This is a genomic window from Synechococcus sp. PCC 6717 (assembly GCF_022698185.1).
Taxonomy (GTDB): domain Bacteria; phylum Cyanobacteriota; class Cyanobacteriia; order Thermosynechococcales; family Thermosynechococcaceae; genus Thermosynechococcus; species Thermosynechococcus lividus.
The window spans coordinates 1-22,402 of sequence record NZ_JAKLTV010000013.1 but is presented as its reverse complement, the minus strand read 5'-3'; the positions used below and the strand labels follow the sequence as shown (position 1 = coordinate 22,402).

The window sequence follows — 22,402 nt, the reverse complement described above, 5'->3', positions numbered from 1 at the left end:
TGCTTCTCAACGCCTCTGTAAACAACTTCCGCTAAGCGCTAACGTGCTCTAGACGGGAGCTTTCAGTAGCCCTCAAGATATGCTCACTCAAAGAGCAAGACAATTTCTCGGCTCCTCCAAGCTGGTTTAAAGACAGACCCAAACGCTTGATCAGGTTTGCTCCATTCAAGTCAGCCTCCCCCTGCCAACCGCAATGGCCACAAGTAAACCCCTTGCCACTTCGATAAGACTTGCCTTGCACTGGATGAATGTGCAGGCATTGGTGACAGATTTGCGAGGTATATACCGGATTAACCGCAAGCACCTGAACGCCTGCCTGAAGTGCCTTATAGGCGATAAACAGACGCAATTGAAAGAATGCCCAACCACTAGAGCTGCGTCGCTCGGTCTTGTTGCGCGGCAGCTTGTTGGTGCATTCTCTGATACCTGTCAAATCTTCCACAGCAATTACAGCATTCAAGGCGTTAGCCCGCTGCACAATCGCTTTGCTGATTTGATGGTTCAACCATTGCTGATAACGGCGATTTTTACCCGACAACCGTTGCAAACTCTGTCTTGCCCTGCGGCGAGTCGATCGGGTGCCTTTCGAGCGTTTTGCTTGGAGCGACGCTCTCACCTTAGACAACCGATCTCTAACTTGCTGAATGTCCTGACCGTCCCACTTTTCCACTTCAGACGTAACCGCAATATCTCTGTGTCCAAAGTCAACGCCAATCACATTACTTGATTGACTTGATTGGTCTGACTCTGGTGCTTCAGTCTTCAGTTGGATGTGCAGATAGACGTTGCCGTCTCGATGCTTGCAAAGCTGAGCCGAGGTTGGCTGACGCCCTTTGAGTGTGCCTCTTTGGTAATGGCCTGCATCCAACTTCACCTTCTCTGTGCCCTGAACTGTTGCAAGGCTAACCTGCCACTCCTTATCGTTGAAGGTAAACAGATCGCTGCCACAGTCGATACTGGTTGGTGCAAACCGTTTAACAGGCTTGCCTTTGAGTTTAGCAGTCTTACGGTTTGCCGCCACACGAGCGCACGCCCTGAGCGCTATGTTGGCCACCAAGGAGAATGTCTCTTTGATGGTCTGGTCGGTCAAGGACTGAAGAGCGATTTTGTTGGTGAGTTTGGGATGGGTGTTGTCATTGACATAGTTGCACGCATCAGCAAACACCTGAAGAGTTGCCGCCAGTTTGGACGCTTGCTCAGGCGTAGGTTGAAGCTTTACAACGAGTGTCAAGACTTGTTTCATGGTTGGTACTTTACCACCACGTGAAGATTGCCTGCAATGGTCAAGAGTATTACTGATTTCGGCGGTATTGAGCCGCACTCATACGCCTTTGGCGCAGCGAAGCTCGACAGCGCTCCTCCCCTCCTGACCGCCAAGCTTCGCTGTGGCGGGAGCACCTCGGAGGTCTAGGTGGGAATGTATGCCTCAGCACCAACCCTGTCATCGACAGCAGCGCCACGGTGCTCTGCTCGTTCCCGCACTTCGCTTTCTTTGTTAGCTTTTCACCCGCTGTCTAAAGGCGTAGGACATTCACAAAAGGCTAAGGGGGTGAAAAAAACTGTGACCGGGCGACCACCGTCCTCTAAAATGAGGAATGTATTAAGCGGTGTTAGCAATATGAGTGTCATTAGTCAGGTTCTTCTCAAAGCGGACGATGAATTGCGCTACCCCACCACAGGCGAACTCAAGGCAATTAGTGACTTTTTTGAAACGGGTGCGCAACGCCTACGCATTGCCACGACATTAGCTGAAAATGAAAAACGGTTGGTAGAGCAAGCCAGTAAGCAACTGTGGCAAAAGCGGCCTGACTTTATTGCTCCTGGTGGTAATGCCTATGGCCAAAAACAGCGTGCCCTCTGCTTACGCGACTATAGCTGGTATATGCGCTTAATTACCTACGGTATTTTGTCAGGGGACAAGGAACCCATTGAGCGCACTGGACTCATTGGGGTGCGGGAAATGTACAACTCCTTAGGGGTGCCGATGGCTGGTATGGTAGAAGCCATTCGCTGTCTGAAGGATGCCTCCTTGTCGCTGTTGAGTGCCGAGGAGGCGGAAGTTGCTGCTCCCTACTTTGACTACATTATCCAAGCCATGTCCTAAAGTACTCTCATCGTTCCGATAAACGCCTTTAGCGTACGATCCCCCGCCCTAGGGACGGGGGTATATTTTTATGGTGGATCGTGTTAGGCACCATGGCACAAACCATTGTGGTTAAAATTGGCACCTCTAGTTTGACAGGGGGCAAGGAGGGAACTCTGGCACTGGCCACCATCGCCCAGCTTGTGGATGTGCTCTGGGGCTGTCGGCAGCGGGGCGATCGCGTCGTGCTGGTATCTTCGGGAGCGGTGGGCGTAGGAGCAGTGCGGCTGGGGTTGCAGGAGCGTCCACAACAGTTGGCGCAAAAACAGGCGGTGGCAGCCGTGGGGCAAGGTCACTTAATGCGGATGTACGATGATCTGTTTAGTGTGCTGCACCAGCCCATCGCCCAAATTCTGTTAACGCGACAGAACTTTGTCGATCGCCAAAGCTACCTCAATATTTTTAATACATTCCAGGCTCTCTTTGACTTGGGGGTCATTCCCATCGTCAACGAAAATGATACCGTCGCAGTGGATGAACTGAAATTTGGAGATAACGATACCCTCTCGGCGTTGGTGGCCAGCTTAGTCGAAGCCGATTGGCTCTTTTTGCTGACGGATGTGGATCGTCTCTACTCAGCGGATCCACGGTTGGATAAAACGGCTGTGCCCATTGAGCGGGTTCAATCCCTTGCAGCCCTAGAGCAAACGGTACAGGTGGGGGCAGCGGGTTCGCCGTGGGGCACGGGTGGGATGGCCACTAAAATTCGCGCAGCGGAGATTGCCACTGAAGCGGGGGTGCGAACGGTTATTACCGATGGGCGATCGCCCACCAACATTCTGAAAGTGATGGCGGGCGAGTCCTTGGGTACCCAGTTTGAACCAAAACCCAAAACCATCAATGCCCGCAAGCGCTGGATTGCCCGTGCCTTGATCCCGAAAGGCGAGTTATGGTTGGATGCCGGGGCAGTCAAAGCCATTACCGAGGGTGGGTGCTCCCTGTTGGCGGCAGGAATTACGAAAGTGTGTGGCGAGTTTCAAGCGCAAGATGCAGTAAAGCTCTGTGATCCTGACGGGGCAGAAGTGGCCCGCGGGCTGGTGAACTACAACAATGACGAAGTGCGTCGCGTTCAAGGGCAGCAGTCCACCGAACTGGCCAGCATCCTTGGCTATAGTGGTGCAGACACAATTATCCACCGTGATAATTTGGTGGTGACCCTGTAGTCATGAGTTTCTCCTGCCATACCTTGACAGTTTCGTAGTGCCGCCAGCTATAACCACTGATCCCAGAGAGAATGAATTGCCGCCCACAGGTGACGCAAATATGATTTTGTTTCCGGCATTGCTGAGTGTGGCTATGAATTGCCCTCATCCCCAACCCTTGTATCTTAAAACTAGAGAGATAGACCGTCACCCCTTAGATGCGAGACATCGTGGAGAAGCTAGGGTCATCTCTCTGATGCAACAGGTCAAACTCGAATCATCGGTTGGGACAGTAGAACCCCCATGACGCAAGGCTGAGTAAACACCTGATTTACCCCCAGACAGGCGCAAAAGTGATATGCAGGATCAAGAACAATGGATTGGCATTGATGTGTGTAAGCGGTGGCTAGATGTACATCTACGTCCCCAGAAGCAGAGTTTTCGCGTGAGCAACACCGCGAGTGGGATTCGCGAACTTCTGACTCACCTGTGTCCGCCTGAGGCGGTCGCTCGGGTGATTCTAGAATCCACTGGCGGCGATGAGCGGTCAGTGGCGTTGGTGCTGTCCACGCTAGCCTATCCCGTGGTCGTGATTAATGCTCGGCAAGCGCGAAACGTTGCCAAAGCTGCCAATCAACTGGCTAAAACCGATCCGGTCGATGCCGCGATTTTAGCCTAGTTTGGCGAAGCGATGAAACCGCCGATTCGCTCATTGGCCAGCGAAGCGGACGCAGAACTTCAGGACTTGGTGACCCGCAGGCGGCAACTGGTAGACCTCCTGACTGCTGAACAAAACCGCTTGTCAGGCTTACGCGGAACAGCCCAAGCAGATATAGCAGCTCACATTGCATGGCGCAAAGACCGCATTCAGCAACTAGACGAGCAGATCGACACCCAAATCCATCCATGTCAGCCCTGGCAGGCAAAACAGACGCGGCTGATGACGGTTCTAGGGGTGGGCAAGGTCGTCGCCGCTACCTTGTTAGCCCTGTTGCCAGAACTGGGACAGTTGTCCACTCGAAAAATCAGTGTGCTGGTGGGCGTTGCCCCATTCAACCGAGATAGTGGGCAGAAGCAAGGCAAACGCGCCATCGTTGGTGGTCGTGCTGCTGTGCGTCAACTGTTGTACATGGCAGCTTTGGTGGCGGTGCGCCATAATTCAGTGATTCGCGTCTTCTATCACCGCTTATTAGCGAAGGGCAAGGCTACCAAAGTAGCGTTAGTGGCTTGTATGCATAAGCTATTAACAATTCTCAATGCCATGCTCAACCATGGTACGGACTGGCAGCCGTCCAACTCAGATGGGAGTCAATCGGCTGTTCCAGCATCATCATTTGCTTGACTTTTAAGATAATCGCTTCTCCCTAGGGAGAGGGGCTGGGGGTGAGGGAAAGAGAGAATTGGGCGAGAGGGTTACACGTTGGGCAGTACGAGCTTTGCGGGGTAGCTTTTTGATTTTGTCAAACAGATCCGGTTGGCGATCGCGGATTTGGCGTAACAGTTGCAAATACTCTAGTTCGGATCGTTCGTCGCCTTCCTCGCGATCGTAGCTCTCTCGCTGATTCAAGGTGCGATAGAGGCGATCGCCCCCCGACACCTCTCGGAACCTCAAACTATGACCCAAATCTAGCACTGCTTAACCTTTGCGGCTCACTCAGAAGCACCTAGGAGTTTTCGGGTTGACCGAGCGCTAGAAGAACCGAACCTCGGCAATTGGGGGCGAATCGCCTACCTACCCGAAAGCTGACAGAACCGGAGCACTGAGGTCTAACGGCTCAAATCAGCGGCGACAAGCAACCTCGAACTCAGCACCAATAACTATCAATCGTCCGCTGCATTTGAATTGTTAGCCTGTGCCGTTGGAGCGATCGCCTGATTATCCCGCATCACTCTAATCAAGAACCGTAGCGCCTCATTAACCGCATCAGCACTAGGAAACATCTCTGCAACATCAGGTTCTAACCGTACAGTGGTTCCACCAAAGCTTTTTCTTCCAGAACCTAATTTTCTGACTCGGAGGCTCTTGAAGTCATACTCTGCCCGTAAATCATCTTCCATTTCTGACTTATCCCTCTTCATAGGCTTCTCGCTCGGTTCGTGTCACTTCTCTTGCGCTGATGAGGCGTATTGAATCCCCCCTTTCGGTATACGACACAATCAATAACTATGCCATTGTCCGGAGGTAATCCTTGATCTTCAGCTTCAAATCTCGTGAAATTGGATATGATTCAACCTCCTGCTCTATATCGACTTTGGACTTACCTTTTCTCCTTAACTCGTCTACAGTTGCTTTGAAAATAGCTTCAAACCCATAGTCTGACAAACCTTTTGAGATTAGTCCAAGAATTCCAAGAACTGCAATTCCTCCAAGCATCCCAAATGGACCTCCAAGAACGGCTAAAGCCGCAGTTAATGCAGCAGCACCCGCCCAACCTGTAACCGCCATAGCAACTACGAGCACTAAACCAGGTACACCAAGTGCAGCAATTATATTCACGAGTTGATCCATACTCTTTATTTCCTTCAGTAATGAGTCAAAAGCAACACTCTTGCACCCAAAGGGTTCCCAAATTTACAGGCTAACGGCTGAACTCACCCGCTACCACTAGTTTTGGGTAATGCTGAAAGTATAGCTCCAAGTCGGGTGCAGTAATTTGTTATGTTGTGTAAATTTTTGCACCGATCGGCTCTGCTACCCACAACCCCCAGCGCTGGCGACATAACGGCTAGCATCACCGGACGCAGATAACCTTTGCTACCTTACCGATCGCCTTGCCGTTCCGGTGCATGCGGTTGTTAGACAGTTCTCCCGAACAACCTAGAACCACGATCGCTACAACGTCCTGTCAAGCCGAGTTAAGCTGATAGCTCTCAAAACTCTGGCGTGTTGCTGGAGTTGTTGTTTACAATTGGCTAGGGTGAGGTGGAGGCAATGGAAATCAACATATTCTCTCTTTATCACTAAGCTGTTGTTTCCAAAAGAATCTGTTGCCAGGAGTTGGGACTGCGCTGGCTAATATAAAGGACTTCAATGCCAATCACTTTACCCTCAGCGTTGTAATCCAGGATAATGCCGTCGCTCACTTCTTCGGACTCGATGATGGGGGTATCGTCGAGCCGTAAATAAAGGGCATCATCATCTTTATGCACGGTTACTTTCATTTAACTCTCCTATCAAAAAAGACCGTAACAACTTGTTGGGGATTAACCGTTGGGTTGACAATCACTCACAGCCATCTACCTCCAAAATCTGAAATCTGTTTTAGATAATGGGTGTTGCCATGAGAATCGGCAAGGGGCAAAAGCCGATCGGGCGCAGAAAGGGTTTCCGTGAGCCAGGATGGCTGAATGTTTCGTTCTTGCATCTGGAAGCGGGCATGGTCAGAGAGTTCAAACCCGTCGATCATTGTCCCTCCCTGCGATGATGGCGCGTTCTGCCTCGGTCAAACCATACAGACGGGCAACAATGTCGTCAATTTCGGCTTCGTAGGCGGCGACATTTTGCCCCTGAGCATCAAGGCACTGCTGGACGAGGGCTTCGATGCGGGTTTTGTCGGCGGGTGAAGCGGCGGGAATGGGGATTTTTTCAACAAACTGCCGAAAAAATCGTAACCGACCTCCTTTATCAGCATCTCCAAGAACGGTCAGAGTTTCTTTACAGTATGACCAAATAATTGATGAATTTAATATCGCCAGTAAAAATAAATCATTTTTAGCAATAAAGTAAATTGTATTTCCCACATAATAATTTTTTGTGTCAAAAGCAAAGCGGGATTCTTTAGCAATATCAGGATAGATAATTTTCGGCTTTTCAAAAGCTTGATAGTAGGCTACGTCATCTTGAATCTCATACCATTTATATCGCCCAGGTTTTCTACCTTTTGCATCTGAACTACTTTGTTTTGGCGTTAAATCGTCTCGCCATTGTTCTAAATAATTTTTAATTGCTGGGTACTGGTTAATATCGATTCCACGTCTTGTAAAAATCAACCATTTATCACTCTTCCGAATATGCCATTTTCTAACATCATCACCTACGGCTAATGGTTTGATGATTTCTGCACTCTTGGGATCTTGGGCAATCAATTCGGCACGTTTTGCCCCATCAATCACAAAAGCTTTATTGAAACCGGTTTTAATGCCGTAATAAATCTCACCATTGACATATTCTCCGAGCGGTATACCTACCTGCTGCATCTTGTTAAAAATATCGGCAGAACCCGAACTGGTGAGCATCCAGTCTGATCCTTGAATGGCAGATTTGGGTAATGGTTGACCAAATTGGTGAACCAGTGCCGGAATATCTGGATAGGGAGGATTGAGGGATTTTACAGGGGTGAAATGGGGGGTTACGGGGTTTGTGGCTCCCCTTTGGGCAATGAAAATGACCGGGAATGTGGCGGCATCAAAGACGGGTAATTCACCAAAGTCAATAATGTGGTGAATTTGGCAATGGGTTGCCATATATTGGCGCAGGGGAACGCCATAGTTAGCACGAAACCATTTATTCGAGGTGATGTAGGCAAGGCAGCCATTTTGCTTGAGTAAGCTAATCCCTTTACCATAGAAGTAGGTGTAAATATCGGCTGTGCCTTTATAGAGATCTGGAAAGTTTGCTTTTAAGGCTCGTTTAGCTTCGTCACCTAATTTTTCTTGGCGCACATAGGGCGGATTGCCAATCACCACATCAAACCCACCTTTTTGCTGAAACACTTCGCTAAAATACACCTCAAAATCAAAGGTTTCAGCTTGGTTAGTAATGGTTTGAATTAGCCCTTGAATGGTGGTGCGTAATTCTGCCTTACGGTCTGGGTTGGTTTCTTCAAAGTATTCCTGTTTCCGCTGCTCTAACTCGGCAAACACCTGATAATTCAGCAGGTTTTTCTCTACACTCAGTAACGAGTTACCGCAGACAATTTTGTAGTCTAGGTTGGGCAATGGCTTAATGCTTTCGTAGTCTTCCTCATCTACTACTAACGACAACCACAGCCGCAACTTAGCAATATCCACCGCACCGGGGTCAATATCCACACCGTAGATTGAGGACTGGATGGCATGACGCTTGAAGGCGTAGGCAGATCTGCCCTCATCGGGTAAATAGGTCGTCAACACGCTCCGCACCTTCACAATCTCCTGCATTATCCCTACTGGAAATGCCCCAGAGCCGATCGCTGGGTCGCAGATTTTGATATTTGCCAACGCTTGGTCAATTTCTGCCGCATGGGTTCGCACCAACTCCGGCACTTGAAACTGATAGGTTGCGGTTTCGCTGCCCTTTTGCACCACCACGGCATCATTCTCGATCGCCCGTTCCCCTTGCCGAATCAACCGCTCCAGATCGCCACGGGGCACCTGATGAATCGTCGTGTCCAGATAGTTAATCAAACTCTCCTGACACATATAATGCACAATCTCACGGGGCGTGTAGAAGGCACCCCTAGACTTGCGGTCTTTCACCTCCAGCAAATTCTCAAACACTTTCCCCAACATCTCCGGATCAACCGCCACTTCCTTATCCAGTGGCTCATCTTCCCGCACCGTGAAGTTATACAGGTCAAAGGTATCCAGAATGTTTTGAATCGTGGCGTTGGCGATTAAAATATTCGTGGTTTGCCAGTCATAGCCAGCGATCGGTTCAAACAAGCCCCCATTCAAAAATGGGATCTTGCAGGGCTGCTGACATCCGGGCAGTTCATACAGCGCTTCACGACCGCGATTGATCGCTAAAGCTTGGTAAAACAACGGCTCCAATACATCGTTAAAGAAATTGTCATATTGCACATTCTCCCGCCGAAACAAGCGCCGCAGAAAGTCCTTCGCGCCACTGCCCCAGGGTTGCCCCGGCTCCACTCCTAACCAGCCTTTCTTTTGCAGAAAATACAGAAAGACAATTTGCCCCAAGAGCTTTTTGGCAAAATTGGCGGGGTCAATCTGTTTCTGAGTAAATTCAGTAGCGATGACCGGATCGGTCTTGAGTAGGGTTTCGACCTCATCCCGCACCTGGAGAAACAGGTTTTTGTATTGCTCAAAAAATTCCTGCGTAACCGATTCAATATTGAACGCCGCTTCTAATTGGTCAAGGGTAGGATTCTGGCGATCGTTCAATAACAGCGGCAATAACTGCTGCTGCGCTGTGTGATTCGGCTCTGTTTGCCCCACCAGAAAGGACGATCGCCTTGCCGCTGTGACCTCCTTCTTGGGTTTATAGCTACCGTCTGCCTGCTGCTCTAGCCGATAATCCAAACGAACTAGGGAAAAGCGCCAATCCAGCGAGCCATCAGTGGTGTACGCTACCAACGCCGCTTCTTTTTGATTGCGATCTTGCAGGTATTGAGCAACAAAGTTGCGCTGCATAGTGCGTGCCCGATCCAGAGATGCCGGCTGCTGCAACCGCACCACCAACACATCGATCGTATTGCCATCAGGATCGACATACTGCCCAATGCGCTTATACAGCCGCACCTGGCGCTTGTAGGCATCCTTAATATAGTTGCCCTGCACTTGGAATGCCTTGGATTCATCCAGATCGTTGACCAAGTTGCGGGCAAATTGCCGAAACTGTGCCTCGTCAAAGGGACGCTGTAGCGTGTCGGTTAGTAATCGAATGGCGCTTGACTTTTCCATTGCTTAATCCCTCCTAAACCTGTAGCTGCCCTCACCCAACCCTCTCCCTAGGGAGAGGGCTTTTCAAGCTCCCCTTCTTCCTGGGGAGAAGGGGCTGGGGGATGTAGAGCGATGCTCTTCCCGCAGGGTGGGTGATAAAAATATTCCGACAGCACCACCTCTCGACTGCTGCCCCACTGATGAACCGTTTGCGGCTCTGGTTCTACCAATAAATTTAGCGGCACCGTCTTCTTCAGCGCACTCAGGAGCTTTAGAGGATTTCCTGCGATCGGTTTTAGAGCCTCTTGCACTTTTTTAGCCGTTTGCTTCGGAATTCTACCTTCCTCAAAGGCAAGACGCACCGCTTTTAGAAACTCCTCATCTGCGTCAGTAAATCCTTGAAACTGACGAATTTCCCTAGCTTTCAAACACTGAATCACAAATTTGTCAGCGCTACTGCCACCCCGACTGCTTGCAGGTGCAATGTCTGCGGTGTCATCCAGAGACGCAAAGGCATCTTTATTCTGTTGCAGCAGATCGTAGTAGCTCTTGGGAATAGGGTGCTTCGGCGTGTCGGGTTCGCACTTCAACCAATCAACGGCTTGAAAGAAGTCTAACTCTTGAGCGGCTGTTCCATCCGACAGGAAAAATTTCTTCAAAGCTCCTTGGCGAAAGAAGGTTAAGACCTGATCCTGTTCCAACTGGGGCGACCCGTTCCATCGTTGGGCAGTACGAGCTTTGCGGGGTAGCTTTTTGATTTTGTCAAACAGATCCGGTTGGCGATCGCGGATTTGGCGTAACAGTTGCAAATACTCTAGTTCGGATCGTTCGTCGCCTTCCTCGCGATCGTAGCTCTCTCGCTGATTCAAGGTGCGATAGAGGCGATCGCCAAATAACTCATGGGTCGTCACCTCTTCCTCATCACTCAGATACTTGGCATCTTCTCCCAAGGTGTCGTGAAACGCTTGAATCTTAGCAATAATATTCTCTTCTAACCCCAGTTGCGCTTCCGACTGCGCCGTGGGGAAGCAGTTAAAAATATAGACCTGTTCATGCACCGTACCCACCCGATTCACCCGTCCCACCCGCTGCAACACCCGTGTCGGGTTCCAGGGAAGGTCGTAGTTAACGACCACATTGGCGCGGTGTAAGTTAATCCCCTCTGCCAAAACGTCTGTGGCAATCAGAATCCGAATGGTATCGGTTGGCTCTGGATGCTTCGGATCAAAGTTTTGCTGAATCAGGGCTTTGGCAATAGCTGGATTATGGCTCACAGGCTTACCTGTTTGGTTATAAACGCCTCCTCCACTGGCATAAAACATCACCTGCCCTGGGAAAACCCGATCCAGATTTGTGTAAAGATAATCGCCCGTTTCCTTCGATTCTGTGAAGATAATGACTTTCTGACCGTTCAGGTGAGGATGWTTTTGTAGATCCGCCACAAACTGATTCAGTTTTGGATCATCCTCAAGCTGATGCCAAAGGGCTTGAATATCCTTTAAAAGAACTAAATCTGACCGTAAATCGCGAATAAAATCATCGTTGAAATCTGTAGCATCATATTGCTGTACAGCATCTTGCTCAATCAAGGCTAAAAGTTCCTCTGGGTCGTCTCGCTCCAGTAAATCATAGACATCTAGCTCTTTACTGATCAGAATGGTGCCTTGCTCGAACATGGCAATAAATTTTTCATAGGACACAATAAATCGCCCTAAGGTTCGCTTAAACGCATAAAAACTACTCTCCAAGCGTTTCACTAAAACCGCTCGCATAAATCCGCCAATGTTGCGTTGGCTCTGGCGTGTGAAGCTAGATACTTGCTGCCTCAAATACAACAGTGGGGTATAACGGGCATAGCAAAACCGCCGCAATCGCTGCATCGTTTGGTTAAACACCCATTCCGTCTTATCGTCAAACTGATAAATGATCTTCTGCGGTTCCGCCACCCTGGGAAACATCAATCCTTGTTGTCTCAAATCATCGGCATAGTAATTGAGAATCTCAGTTCGGGTTCGTCGCACCATCACATATCGCAATACCTTAGTCCGGATCTCTTGCGATACGTCCTTCAACGTGATCCAATAATCAGGATCGTCTTTGGAATACTGATCTAATCGCTTTTGTAACGCCTTAAAGAATTGCTCAAGATTAGCAATCCCCGGAATGGTACTTTTTCGAGCAGGTTGAAATAATTTAAGCTGATTGAAAATATCGCTAATGCGGTTATTCAAGGGCGTTGCAGACACCAAGATAACCTTCTTCCCGGCACAAATTCGGCAGAGATTGTCATAGGCTTGGGTTCCTTCATTCCGAAACCGATGAGCCTCATCAATCAACACATAACGAAATTTCTTTAAATCACGCTGCAATAGGGCATCTAACTTTCCCAGTGACTCAACTTCATAGCCGCGAATCCCAAATTCAAAAAAAGTATCTCGCCAATAGTCACGCAACACTGGAGGACAAATGACTAAAATCCCTCCCTGCAACTGTTGCGCCAATAATGCCGAGATATAGGTTTTGCCCAACCCCACCACATCCGCTAAAAATACGCCGCCATAGGCATCCAAAATTTTACGAGCTGATGTGACTGCCTGTTTTTGATACGCCAATTCCATGAAGCTGTCCGGCAAATACACATCCAGATCGTCTTCATCTAGATTGATATCTTCCTTAAAGTATTCATAGAGAAACTTAAGGTAAAGCTCATAGGGGGTGATTGTATCGTTGAGCCAGGTTCGTTGTTGAACAGTGTCAACATACTCAGCGGAAATATCAACCGCATCTGCCCATAAAGCTTCAAACTGCGCTAGGGCAAACTCCACATCTGCCCGATCCTTTAGCTCTACATTAAATTCTCGGTTGGCAACTAACCCTGACCAGGAAAAATTGCTTGATCCCGTAATCACTCGCCCAAAGTCGCGATCGCCCTCACCAAACCGACTGATATAAACCTTGGCATGGAGATTTGCGCTGGGATATGCCTTAATTTCTAACTTCCCAGATTGAATAAACTCAATGAATTTTTGTACGCCCAATTCCGTATCATAGGAATCTTGAGCTTGCGCGATCTCCTTTGCAACTTGAGCCTTAACTTGCTCTTTCGTTCGTTTATGAGACTCAAAATCCAGATTCATTTGAGCCTGAGCAACTTCAATTAACTCAAACGCCTTTTGATCCACTGTGAGACCGACTAGAATCCGAATGTGATCAACGGTTTCCAATGCGTCATACAGTTGATGGAACCCACTTGTTCGGAAATAACCCACCAAAACATCAAAATACTGCACATCCGACAGCGTCCGCTTGAAGCGATCCAGCAGCGTTGCTCCCGGTTCATTGGTAAAAAACGTCAGATCCGTTGTCATTAGCGTTGTTCGAGTGCTGTTCGTGCTTGACTAGCTCCTCATTTTAAAACTCGCATTCAAGTAAAACTGTCTCAGACAATGGATGGATGGCTCAGGCGGGATTTGAACCTGCGACCTTGGGCTTATGAGTCCCCTGCTCTAACCACTGAGCTACTGAGCCAAAAATTGCATAATCTTAATTCTAGCGCAAACAGCAAAAAACTCAACACCCTTGTAACAGTGCTATGGATAGTCGAATGATCACCTAGTTAATTTGGTGCACCACGTTCACGGATGGCCGCAATAATCAGGGTGTTTGCTTTAGGGAAAGGAAATTGATCAAGATCCGCTGGTGCCACCCAACGGATAGCATCGCAGCCAAGGGGTTGTGGTGTTCCCGACTCATAATGACAGTAATAGACCTGTAGTGTGACCTTAAAGTGGCTGTAGGCATGGTCAATGTCGATTAGGTGCTCACCAACCCTAACCTCAATACCAAGTTCTTCACGGATTTCGCGGCGAATGCACTCCTGTACCGTTTCTCTAGGTTCAATTTTGCCCCCCGGAAACTCCCACAGCCCCCCCAATAATCCGGTCGGTGGCCGTCGATCAATGAGAATTTGGCCAGCATTGTTCCAAATGACGGCAACACCAATCTGCTTGTGAGGTAATGGCGCACTGGTCATTTTGCGGGGAATGTCCTGAGTTAATCCATACCGATGGGCGCGGCAATGATTTTGCCATGGACAAGCATGACATAGGGGTTGACGTGGTGTACAGATGGTCGCCCCCAAATCCATGATGGCTTGATTAAAATTACGGGGCTGCTGCGGGCACAGGAGTTGTGCTGACCATACCCACAATTGCGTCTCTGCCTGCTTGGGGGGTATAGAAAGGGCAAAGAGACGGGAAAGGACTCGCTTAACATTGCCATCCAGAATAGGGTGGGCTTGGTCAAAGGCAGCACTGAGAATGGCCCCCGCCGTACTGCGGCCAATTCCGGGCAGGGCAGCAACAGCGGCATAGTTCTGGGGGAATTGCCCCTGATGCTCACTCATAATCTGCTGAGCGGCGCAGTGAAGATAACGGGCACGGGCATAGTACCCCAACCCTTGCCAAAGTTTGAGAACCGTGTCTAACTCTGCCCCTGCCAAGGCCTGAATGGTTGGTAGATGATCCAGCCAGCGGTGATAGTAGGGGAGAACCGTGGCTACTTGGGTTTGCTGGAGCATGATTTCCGACACCCAAATGGCGTAGGGGTCGCGAGTGTGTCGCCATGGTAAATCTCGGCTGTGGTGTTGATACCAGTCCAGCAATGCACTGCGAAGGGAGGGTACCCCTAGGGCATACCCACCCTCAGCGTCTTTTAGATGCGGCACGCCTGCCTATTCCCCTTGAATTGTCCCTTGGAGCGATTGCTCGAACTCTAGTCGCTGCTCCGCACCCCGCAGGAAGTAGCCACTCATCATCGCAGAGGCTAGCAAGCGACCGAGGTGTTCACGGTTAGTGGTAATGGATACTTCAAATCCCTCTGCCGGCAAATACCCTAATAAATTGCCAATATGGCGCTCCATCACCACTGCCATTGCTGGCGATGAAGGACGTGACAGGCGAGCCACCACTTCTGCGTCCATATTCTGCAGATAGTTCCAAAGGGATTCAGCATTTTCCTGAACTGTGCGTGGGTTAATGGTTGGCTCCATAGTGCGTCCTCTCCAACAGGTGCTTTAGGCCACACAGCCAATGTTACTGTGTTTACTTAGCTTTAATGTAGCAACTCTTTTGGTCAGGGTAAGGGGGGAGAACCGATCTGCAAAGATACGAGTTTCCGCCTGATGAACTACCCCACCCCATAGGCAGATGGGGAATTGCGCGACCCTAAAGTTAATATTTTTAATTTTAATAATAGGATAATGGTTTTGAATATGTGTCTGGCTTTCAGGAATAGAGAGCGCCTATGACTGAAAATACTCTTTTTGACCTAGCGCCCTATATTGATCATACACAGCTTGACCCGCTGGCCACCATAGCTGCCATTGACCAGTGTTGTGCCGAGGCGGAACAGTTTAAGTTTGCCACGGTTTGCGTAATGCCGGTATGGGTGAAAAGAGCCGTGGACTACCTCCATCGCACCTCTGTCAAGGTTTGCACGGTGGTTGGTTTTCCCAGTGGTGCCCATACCAGTGAGACCAAGCTCTATGAGGCGCAGCAGGCGGTGGAGGTGGGGGCAACAGAACTGGATGTGGTCTTAAATTTAGGCTGGTTGAAGGACGGCCATACGGAAGCTGTGTATCGTGACATTGCCCAAATCTGTTCGGAGACGGGGGTGACTGTCAAGGCGATTTTAGAAACAGCGGTGCTCACGGAGGATGAGATAGCCGTAGCGGTGGAGATTTGTCTGGATGCGGGGGTGGCGTTTTTGAAAACGAGTACGGGCTGGCGGGGGGGTGCAACAGTAGCTGATGTTAAACTCCTGAAACGCTTAAGTCGCGATCGCGTCGGCATTAAGGCTTCAGGCGGCATTCGCAGCCGTGAGCAAGCTCTAGACCTTCTTGCCGCAGGGGCAACACGACTTGGCACGTCCCGAAGTTTAGAATTGATGCAGGTCTAGATGCTGATGCGCTTGGGGCTGCCAATCCCCGCTTTGAATCGGAGCTTTTTGCCAGCGATCGCCACAGATAAGGGTATGCATTTGCCATGCTGGGTCGGGTTGGGGGTAGTCTTGGCGATAATGTCCACCACGGCTTTCCTCCCGAAAGAGAGCACTTTTGAGAATCAGGTAGGCGATATCTAGAAGATTACGCAGTTCTCCCCACTGCCATAGGTAGGTTTGTATGGCAGCACTCCCCAGTTCAACGCTGTGTTGCGGGAGACGGTGTTGGAGGGGGGTGGGCATTTGGTCTCGCCACGTTTTGACTTGGGTCAGGGCTGCCATGAGGGTCGGGGCATCGCGGCAAATGCCAGCACTCTGCCAGATCAGCTCGCGCAATTGCGTACGCCAAGCAACAAGGTGGGCTAAGGAAATATCAATTCTGTCAATGTCGATGGAGGTGGTGCTCTGGGGGATAAGCACTGGCCTTGGGGTAAGCTGAAGATGAGCTAGCTGGGCAGAAAAAACAAAGCACTCCAGCAGGGAGTTACTGGCCAAGCGATTGGCACCATGCACGCCTGTACTGGCGACTTCGCCAACGGCATACAATCCGGGAATCGTGGTTTGGGCTTGTAAATTGGTGAGGACGCCACCCATCCAGTAGTGGGCAGCGGGGGCCACCGGGATGGGCTGCTGCTCCACGTCAATGCCCCACTGCCGACACACGGCAATAATTTTGGGAAAACGGTAGTGCAGGCGATCGCGGGGAATTGGCCGTAAATCTAACCAGACATGGGCGGCGCGAGACTGTTGTAAGTGGCGGTAGATGGCACGGCTGACCACATCCCGAGGGGCTAATTCTGCGGCGGGGKGATAGTCGGCAACAAAGCGATACCCACGGTTATCAACGAGATGAGCACCTTCTCCTCGCACCGCTTCGCTGATTAAAAAGCGGGGGGCATTGGGAACGTTCAAGGCGGTTGGATGAAAMTGAAAAAATTCGACATCGCGGATCTGTGCCCCGGCTCGCCATGCCATGGCAACCCCATCGCCGGTGCTTAAGGGTGGGTTTGTCGTTTGGGAAAAGACCTGGCCGCCGCCGCCTGTTGCCAGAATGACAGCCCCAGCACTGAGCCATTGAATCTGGCGATCGCGCAACAGACATACCCCGCGGCACACCCCAGACTCCATCCAAAGGTCTAAGACAAAGCTGTTGGGCAGCAGGGTAATATTCGCTGTGGCAGCCACCTGTTGCAATAGGGTGGTCACTAATGCCTGCCCCGTGGTGTCGGCAGCATGGAGGACTCGCGGTCGCGAATGAGCCGCTTCAAGTGTTAATGCTGGGCGATCGCCTTGGCGATCGAAGGCGACCCCCATCGCCAGCAGGCGCTCCACTTGCGCTGGTGCCTGCTGAACCAAAAAACGAACACTCTCGGGATCACACAGCCCCGCTCCAGCCAAGAGGGTATCCTGTGCATGTAATAACGGGGAATCACTGGGGTCGATCGCTGCCGCCATCCCCCCCTGCGCCCAGCCACTGGCAGACTGCTGCAGGTCATTCTTGGTAATCAGCCCAATTCGATAGGAGGCAGGAAGGGCTAACGCTGCACTTAACCCCGCGGCTCCACTGCCAATGATTAGAACATCAAACCCAGACGTCGCGGCAGTCAACGTTAACCCAACGCATCCTTTAGAGTTGTTTTATGAGGATGGAAATGCACAAGAGCTTACTTGTATAGCCCATTATTATAGCGATCGCCCCCTTCAACAAGGGCAGTTTCCACCTCAGTAACCGTAAATTTATCTAAATTTGCCCGTAACGTTTCTTTTTGCCGCTCTGTCAGACCGGGGATATTAAGGACATCCTCCACCGACTGGTAGGGAGCATTTTTAACAATGAGCTTTGCTAGCGTAGGATAAAGACCACGATATTGGATAAATGCGGCAATATTAGTGTTGTTGAGGTCAATCTTTTCCCCATAGGAACTGCCTAGTTTTTCGTCCACCACATTCACCAGTTCCTCTGCGGCGGGTGCGGTGGCAGCCAATGTAGGTGCGCTCCAGTGCATCCAGCCGAGAAGGCTAACCCCCAGTAGATACACCAGTGCTAGCCAGCGGCCAAAACGTTGCATATTGCTTTACCTCCCAAATCTCTCAGGTCATTAAAAACAGCGGTTGATTAGGATCAGAAGACGTAATGAGCGCATCGCAGGGGCGATCGCCATCACCTAAGCTGGGTAAAGGCTGACGCACAATGGCCACTAAGACCGATGGCCAACTGTAGTTCACGACCCTTACAAATGATTCAATAATATCAGAGTCCCTTGACATACTCCCCATGCCTAAAGGCAGGGGATTCTTGTTCTTGGTTCTGCGACAGCACCTATCGCATCAGGTTGTCCTGCTACGACAGCGGTGCTTATCTCCCCAAGCGTTCCCCCTTGCGGGGCAGTTCCCTTTTGCCCAAAGGTACTGTTAAACCAACCAAAAAAACTTAGGTTGTTTTCTAGCCGTTAGGCTATTGGGTTTTTAGAGAGGTTGATTACCCTTACCTCTGGTTTTAGTTTAAACTAAAATCACTCTAAAAGACGAGTTTTTAGGCCTAAAATTTTCGATAACACAACATGCGCCTTATATCCCCATGCCTGAAGGCAGGGGCTTTACGGCGTTTTCGGTAAACATGCCAAGCCACATCTAAGTAGAGGCTATTTATGAACTGGACATGGCGATCGCTCCCGCTGACCCTCCTGTACTGGGGAATGTTCACGAGCGCGGTGGCCGGTCAAATCACCCCTGCCCCCAATACCACTGGCACCACCGTCACCCAAACCGGTCAACAATTTGATATTGGGGGTGGCACCCTATCCAGCAACGGCAAAAACCTCTTTCACATCTTTCGGGACTTTAACGTTGGCAGTGGCCAAACCGCTAACTTCCTCTCGAATCCTCAAATTCGCAATATTCTGGCCGGAGTCAATGGCGGCAATGCCAGCTACATCAACGGCCTTCTGCAAATTAGCGGTGGCAACAGCAACCTGTACTTGCTCAACCCTGCCGGAATCGTCTTTGGCGCCAATGCCCGCCTCAACCTGCCCGCTGCCTTTCATGCCAGCACAGCGCAGCGGGTGCATTTCGATGGTGGTGTGTTTGATCTCAACGGTAATAACACTTACAGTCAACTCAACAGCAACCCCACTGGCTTTGAATTCCTCAACAAAGGCATCATCATCAACGAAGGTCATCTGGCCGTCGGCAGTGGCCAAACCCTGAGTTTAATGGCGCACCACGTCATTAACACCGGTAGCCTTGTTGCCCCTGCCGGGACGATTCACCTCATTGCCGTTCCCGAAAGTGGCATGGTGCGGGTCTCACAAGAGGGGATGCTCCTCAGCCTCGAAATTCCTCAAGAGCGACTCCCCGCAGACGGCATCATTACCGCCATAGATCTACCCAATCTACTCACCGGCGGTGGCACCTATCCCACCGTCAACAGCGTCATCCAGCACCCTGATGGCACCATTAGTCTCGTGCACGACCCTGCCAAGGTGCCAATGGGCAGCAGCACCGCCGTGGTGGGGGGTAATGTATCCGTTACCAACCCCAACGGCATCGGTGGGCAAATCACCGTCACGGGGCAAAACACCGCTCTCCTGAATGCCAACCTCAATGCCTCCGGCCAGTTTGGTGGTGGCACAATTCTGATCGGCGGCGACTATCTAGGGGGCACAACAGGCACCCATCGCCTTGATAGCAGCTTCAATGCTCAAAACCTTTTTATTAACCGTGGCAGCATCATTGCAGCGGATGCCCTCAGCGATGGCAATGGCGGTACCATCATTGCCTGGGCCGATAATGCCACCCAGTTCTATGGCACCATTACGGCGCGTGGTGGCCAACTCCGAGGCGATGGTGGCTTTGTAGAAACCTCCGGGCGCAACGTCCTGAATGCCTTTGGCCTTGTGGATGCCAGCGCTATCAATGGCAAAGCTGGAACATGGCTGCTTGATCCCTTTGATGTCACCATCGTTGATAGTAATGTCGTTAATAATGGTGGTTATTCTGGTGGCGATCCTGATATTTTTACCCCCATTGCCAATGCAACGGTTGGCAATCAAACAATTGAAAGTCGGCTCTCTGGGGGTACAAATGTTGAAATCACTGGCAGCAATATTACGGTCGATGCACCTATAGATGCGTTCTCAGGCTCCTCTGTTACGCTTCGCTTTAATTCTGGCAACAATATTACCCTCAATGCCCCTATCAAACTAGGAGCTTCGTCTGGCAGCACAACAACTGTTAGTTTGCAAGGAAATGGCCTCATCAGTCAAAGCAGTAGCGGCACAATCAATGCAGATATCTTAACGCTCTCTGGCAGTGGAACCTTTAACTTAACTGCAGCCAATGATGTGTCTGAACTAGCTGGAACGGTTGGTGGAGCCATCTCTTTTGTAAATATAAGTAGTTTCACCATTAACTCGCTAACAGGAAATCTATCAGCGGGTGGCAATATTACTCTTCAGTCGCAAACAGGATCTATTTCTGTCGCTCCATCGTCATCAATTAACTACACTGGCTCAGGAGTCGGTTCAATTACTTTGAAAGCTGAAACGTTGATTGGACTTAGCAACGCCAGTATTCAAGCAACATCAGGATCCGCCAACATTTTACTTTCAAGTAACAGTAGTGGAATTAATATCGGCAACTCGAGACTTGATTCAAACGGGGGGAGCATTACTATTAATGGTACTGGAGGTGGTTCGGCTGCGGTTCGGATCCAACTCTCCAGTCTTTTATCACAAGGAGGGAACATTAACATCACTGGTACTGGTAGTAGAACCGGTGTTTTGATTTCCGATTCAACCTTAAATGCTGGGGGTGGTCATATTACCCTGACTGGTCAGGGCTCTGATGGTGGATGGAGTAGCCGTGGTATTAAGATAACGGAGGCCATAGTTACAACAACAGGCAGTGGCAATATTGAAATATTCGGTACGGGTGGCAATCCCATCCCAGAAGGATTGAGTCAAGGGATTGAGATCACTGATTCCTCCATTACAAACGCATCGGGAAATATTTTACTAGAGGGGCGCTCTGGAACTGGAAATGATTTCTTTTTCAACCGAGGGGTGTCAATTTCCAGTGAAGTTGATGGAACGATGCTAATTAGCAGTAGCACTGGCAATGTTCAGATTCTGGGAATCGCTAAGCCAGATGGAACTGGAGTTGAAATTTCTTCTGGGCTACCCTCTACAACCATTATTCAGGCTGGTGGCTCTGGAAACCTTTTAATTGATGGCCGCAGTAGCGAATCTGGAACTGGCATTGAAATTAATTCCTATGACGATGGTGTTGCTCGCTTTCAAGTAGAGAATGGAACCTTAACCTTTGCGGCGTTAGGTAGTACCTCTTTGTGGGCTGACAATCCAGCTAATATATTCATCGCCTCTAATGGCAGCGGTCGTTTAGTCTTTCAACCCGTGCTTGCCAGTACCACAGTTGGCGTGGGAAATGGTGCAACGGGCAGCTTATTGATCGATCAGACACTGCTGGATCGTATTAGTGGTGGGTTTTCCCTCGTGACCATTGGTCATCCCAGTGGTACTGGCCTAATGGATGTGCGTCCCTTGAGTTTGAGCTATAACCTTGCCTTGCAAACTCCCGGTGCTGGTTCCGCTGGGATTCAGTTTAATGGCTCTGGGGTCACAACTCTGAATGGGCGCAACCTAACCCTCAACAGTGGCGGCGGTGTCAGCCAAGGTAGTCATGCCATTGCTGCCAACACCCTACAACTGCTCGGCCAAGGCAACGTCACCCTCAGCAACCTCAATAACCAAGTGCAAGCACTGTCGGGCAATGTTAATGGCGGGGTCACCCTCAGCAACCAAGGGGGGCTTGCTATCACTAGCTTTAATAATGGGGTCAATGGCCTGACAACTGGCTTGAGCACGAACGGTAACCCTTTCATTGTAAATTTAGCCACTGGCAACCTTACCCAAACGGCTCCGCTGCAAGTGGGGAGTTTAGGGGCAACCCTACAAAATGGCAGCGTCACCCTCCTAAACCCCAGTAACCAAATCGGCACAGTTGCTGCTCAGTTAAACAGTTCCAGTGACTTTCAGTTGGTGAACAACGGCACCCTCACCGTTGGTACCGTCAATCCTACAGGGATTACAGGTCGCACTATTTTTCTGCAAACCTTGACGGGTAACATTGTTCTGAATGCACCGATTACCGCCTTTGGCTCTGGAGATGCCATTGTGCTCGTGGCTGGCAACAATTTTATTAATAATTTTGGCTCAACGGTCTTTACGAACCCCAATGGGCGCTGGTTGGTCTATTCCACAGATCCCAGTCTTGATGTGAAAGGCGGCCTTACGGGTGCCGAGCAGTTTGATACAACCTACCCAGGTGCTCCCTTGTTTGGCGGCTCAGGATTCCTGTACCGGGTCTCTGCTCCCGCGCCACCGTCAGAGCCTCCCGCGCCACCGTCAGAGCCTCCCGCACCACCGTCAGAGCCTCCCGCACCACCGTCAGAGCCTCCCGCACCACCGTCAGAGCCTCCCGCACCACCGTCAGA

At 50.3% G+C, this 22,402-nt stretch carries 18 protein-coding genes and 1 tRNA gene; 6 read left to right on the top strand and 13 right to left on the bottom strand.

The features are described from left to right. Positions 1–31 precede the first annotated feature (31 nt). A complete protein-coding gene (locus tag L5470_RS07645) occupies positions 32–1,243 on the bottom strand; it encodes an RNA-guided endonuclease InsQ/TnpB family protein (RefSeq protein WP_499499232.1) in 1,212 nt (403 codons plus the stop codon). Between the two features lie 375 nt (positions 1,244–1,618). Here L5470_RS07645 and apcD point away from each other — a divergent pair, with 375 nt between their 5' ends. The 4 genes from apcD to L5470_RS07625 all read left to right on the top strand — a co-directional run bounded on the left by apcD (position 1,619) and on the right by L5470_RS07625 (position 4,627). Beyond that, positions 1,619–2,104, top strand: a complete 486-nt coding sequence (gene apcD / locus L5470_RS07640) for an allophycocyanin subunit alpha-B (RefSeq protein WP_448525430.1) — start codon at positions 1,619–1,621, stop codon at positions 2,102–2,104. A 77-nt stretch (positions 2,105–2,181) separates the two neighbouring features. Next, on the top strand, positions 2,182–3,306 hold the full coding sequence (gene proB / locus L5470_RS07635) for a glutamate 5-kinase (RefSeq protein WP_499499230.1): 1,125 nt from the start codon (positions 2,182–2,184) through the stop codon (positions 3,304–3,306). 337 nt (positions 3,307–3,643) lie between these two features. Next, complete coding sequence (locus L5470_RS07630; RefSeq protein WP_499499181.1) at positions 3,644–3,964, top strand: IS110 family transposase; 321 nt, start codon at positions 3,644–3,646, stop codon at positions 3,962–3,964. A 12-nt stretch (positions 3,965–3,976) separates the two neighbouring features. Next, the gene (locus tag L5470_RS07625; RefSeq protein ID WP_499499179.1) at positions 3,977–4,627 is read left to right on the top strand and encodes an IS110 family transposase; all 651 of its coding nucleotides are present in this window, start codon (positions 3,977–3,979) and stop codon (positions 4,625–4,627) included. Between the two features lie 3 nt (positions 4,628–4,630). Here the strand turns inward: L5470_RS07625 and L5470_RS07620 are convergent, their stop codons facing one another. From L5470_RS07620 to L5470_RS07580, 9 genes are all read right to left on the bottom strand, one after another. After that, positions 4,631–4,909: a hypothetical protein gene (locus L5470_RS07620; protein WP_499499177.1), complete on the bottom strand. Its 279-nt coding sequence runs from the start codon at positions 4,907–4,909 to the stop codon at positions 4,631–4,633. A 197-nt stretch (positions 4,910–5,106) separates the two neighbouring features. Next, positions 5,107–5,343, bottom strand: coding sequence for a hypothetical protein (locus tag L5470_RS07615; RefSeq protein ID WP_219724726.1), 237 nt, complete (start codon positions 5,341–5,343; stop codon positions 5,107–5,109). Positions 5,344–5,449: 106 nt separating this feature from the next. Continuing rightward, on the bottom strand, positions 5,450–5,794 hold the full coding sequence (locus L5470_RS07610) for a hypothetical protein (RefSeq protein ID WP_099799289.1): 345 nt from the start codon (positions 5,792–5,794) through the stop codon (positions 5,450–5,452). Between the two features lie 452 nt (positions 5,795–6,246). Continuing rightward, the gene (locus L5470_RS07605) at positions 6,247–6,447 is read right to left on the bottom strand and encodes a DUF2283 domain-containing protein (RefSeq protein ID WP_099799288.1); all 201 of its coding nucleotides are present in this window, start codon (positions 6,445–6,447) and stop codon (positions 6,247–6,249) included. Between the two features lie 228 nt (positions 6,448–6,675). Then, positions 6,676–9,909 (bottom strand): Eco57I restriction-modification methylase domain-containing protein, encoded by a 3,234-nt coding sequence (locus L5470_RS07600; RefSeq protein ID WP_499499175.1) that lies wholly within the window; start codon positions 9,907–9,909, stop codon positions 6,676–6,678. 47 nt (positions 9,910–9,956) lie between these two features. Continuing rightward, entirely contained in the window at positions 9,957–13,256 is a 3,300-nt protein-coding gene (locus tag L5470_RS07595) for a helicase-related protein (RefSeq protein WP_499499173.1), read from the bottom strand. Positions 13,257–13,343: 87 nt separating this feature from the next. Beyond that, positions 13,344–13,416 (bottom strand) — tRNA-Met (locus L5470_RS07590). A gap of 88 nt (positions 13,417–13,504) precedes the next feature. Further along, positions 13,505–14,614 (bottom strand): A/G-specific adenine glycosylase, encoded by a 1,110-nt coding sequence (mutY, locus tag L5470_RS07585; protein WP_099799282.1) that lies wholly within the window; start codon positions 14,612–14,614, stop codon positions 13,505–13,507. 6 nt (positions 14,615–14,620) lie between these two features. Continuing rightward, on the bottom strand, positions 14,621–14,938 hold the full coding sequence (locus L5470_RS07580) for a DUF760 domain-containing protein (protein WP_099799281.1): 318 nt from the start codon (positions 14,936–14,938) through the stop codon (positions 14,621–14,623). Positions 14,939–15,192: 254 nt separating this feature from the next. Between L5470_RS07580 and deoC the strand changes: the two genes are divergently transcribed. Then, a complete protein-coding gene (gene deoC / locus L5470_RS07575) occupies positions 15,193–15,846 on the top strand; it encodes a deoxyribose-phosphate aldolase (protein ID WP_499499171.1) in 654 nt (217 codons plus the stop codon). Here deoC and nadB read toward each other — a convergent pair. The 3 genes from nadB to L5470_RS07560 are packed head-to-tail and all read right to left on the bottom strand — an operon-like array spanning position 15,826 to position 18,114. Next, the gene (gene nadB, locus L5470_RS07570; RefSeq protein ID WP_499499169.1) at positions 15,826–17,496 is read right to left on the bottom strand and encodes an L-aspartate oxidase; all 1,671 of its coding nucleotides are present in this window, start codon (positions 17,494–17,496) and stop codon (positions 15,826–15,828) included. The two genes, deoC and nadB, sit on opposite strands and share 21 nt — an antisense overlap. A 56-nt stretch (positions 17,497–17,552) precedes the next feature. Then, positions 17,553–17,957, bottom strand: a complete 405-nt coding sequence (gene psbU / locus L5470_RS07565) for a photosystem II complex extrinsic protein PsbU (RefSeq protein WP_448527581.1) — start codon at positions 17,955–17,957, stop codon at positions 17,553–17,555. A gap of 22 nt (positions 17,958–17,979) precedes the next feature. Beyond that, a complete protein-coding gene (locus L5470_RS07560) occupies positions 17,980–18,114 on the bottom strand; it encodes a hypothetical protein (RefSeq protein WP_257790477.1) in 135 nt (44 codons plus the stop codon). Positions 18,115–18,536: 422 nt separating this feature from the next. Here L5470_RS07560 and L5470_RS07555 point away from each other — a divergent pair. Next, the coding region (locus tag L5470_RS07555) for a beta strand repeat-containing protein (protein ID WP_499499167.1) at positions 18,537–22,402 on the top strand (3,866 nt) is incomplete at its 3' end.

Bases quoted from the DNA above. Each gene is read 5' to 3' on its own strand.
- L5470_RS07610 (WP_099799289.1), bottom strand. From the start codon at position 5,794: ATGGATCAACTCGTGAATATAATTGCTGCACTTGGTGTACCTGGTTTA.
- L5470_RS07605 (WP_099799288.1), bottom strand. From the start codon at position 6,447: ATGAAAGTAACCGTGCATAAAGATGATGATGCCCTTTATTTACGGCTC.
- apcD (WP_448525430.1), top strand. From the start codon at position 1,619: ATGAGTGTCATTAGTCAGGTTCTTCTCAAAGCGGACGATGAATTGCGC.
- L5470_RS07615 (WP_219724726.1), bottom strand. From the start codon at position 5,343: ATGGAAGATGATTTACGGGCAGAGTATGACTTCAAGAGCCTCCGAGTC.
- deoC (WP_499499171.1), top strand. From the start codon at position 15,193: ATGACTGAAAATACTCTTTTTGACCTAGCGCCCTATATTGATCATACA.
- L5470_RS07625 (WP_499499179.1), top strand. From the start codon at position 3,977: ATGAAACCGCCGATTCGCTCATTGGCCAGCGAAGCGGACGCAGAACTT.
- L5470_RS07630 (WP_499499181.1), top strand. From the start codon at position 3,644: ATGCAGGATCAAGAACAATGGATTGGCATTGATGTGTGTAAGCGGTGG.
- L5470_RS07580 (WP_099799281.1), bottom strand. From the start codon at position 14,938: ATGGAGCCAACCATTAACCCACGCACAGTTCAGGAAAATGCTGAATCC.
- psbU (WP_448527581.1), bottom strand. From the start codon at position 17,957: ATGCAACGTTTTGGCCGCTGGCTAGCACTGGTGTATCTACTGGGGGTT.
- L5470_RS07600 (WP_499499175.1), bottom strand. From the start codon at position 9,909: ATGGAAAAGTCAAGCGCCATTCGATTACTAACCGACACGCTACAGCGT.
- L5470_RS07645 (WP_499499232.1), bottom strand. From the start codon at position 1,243: ATGAAACAAGTCTTGACACTCGTTGTAAAGCTTCAACCTACGCCTGAG.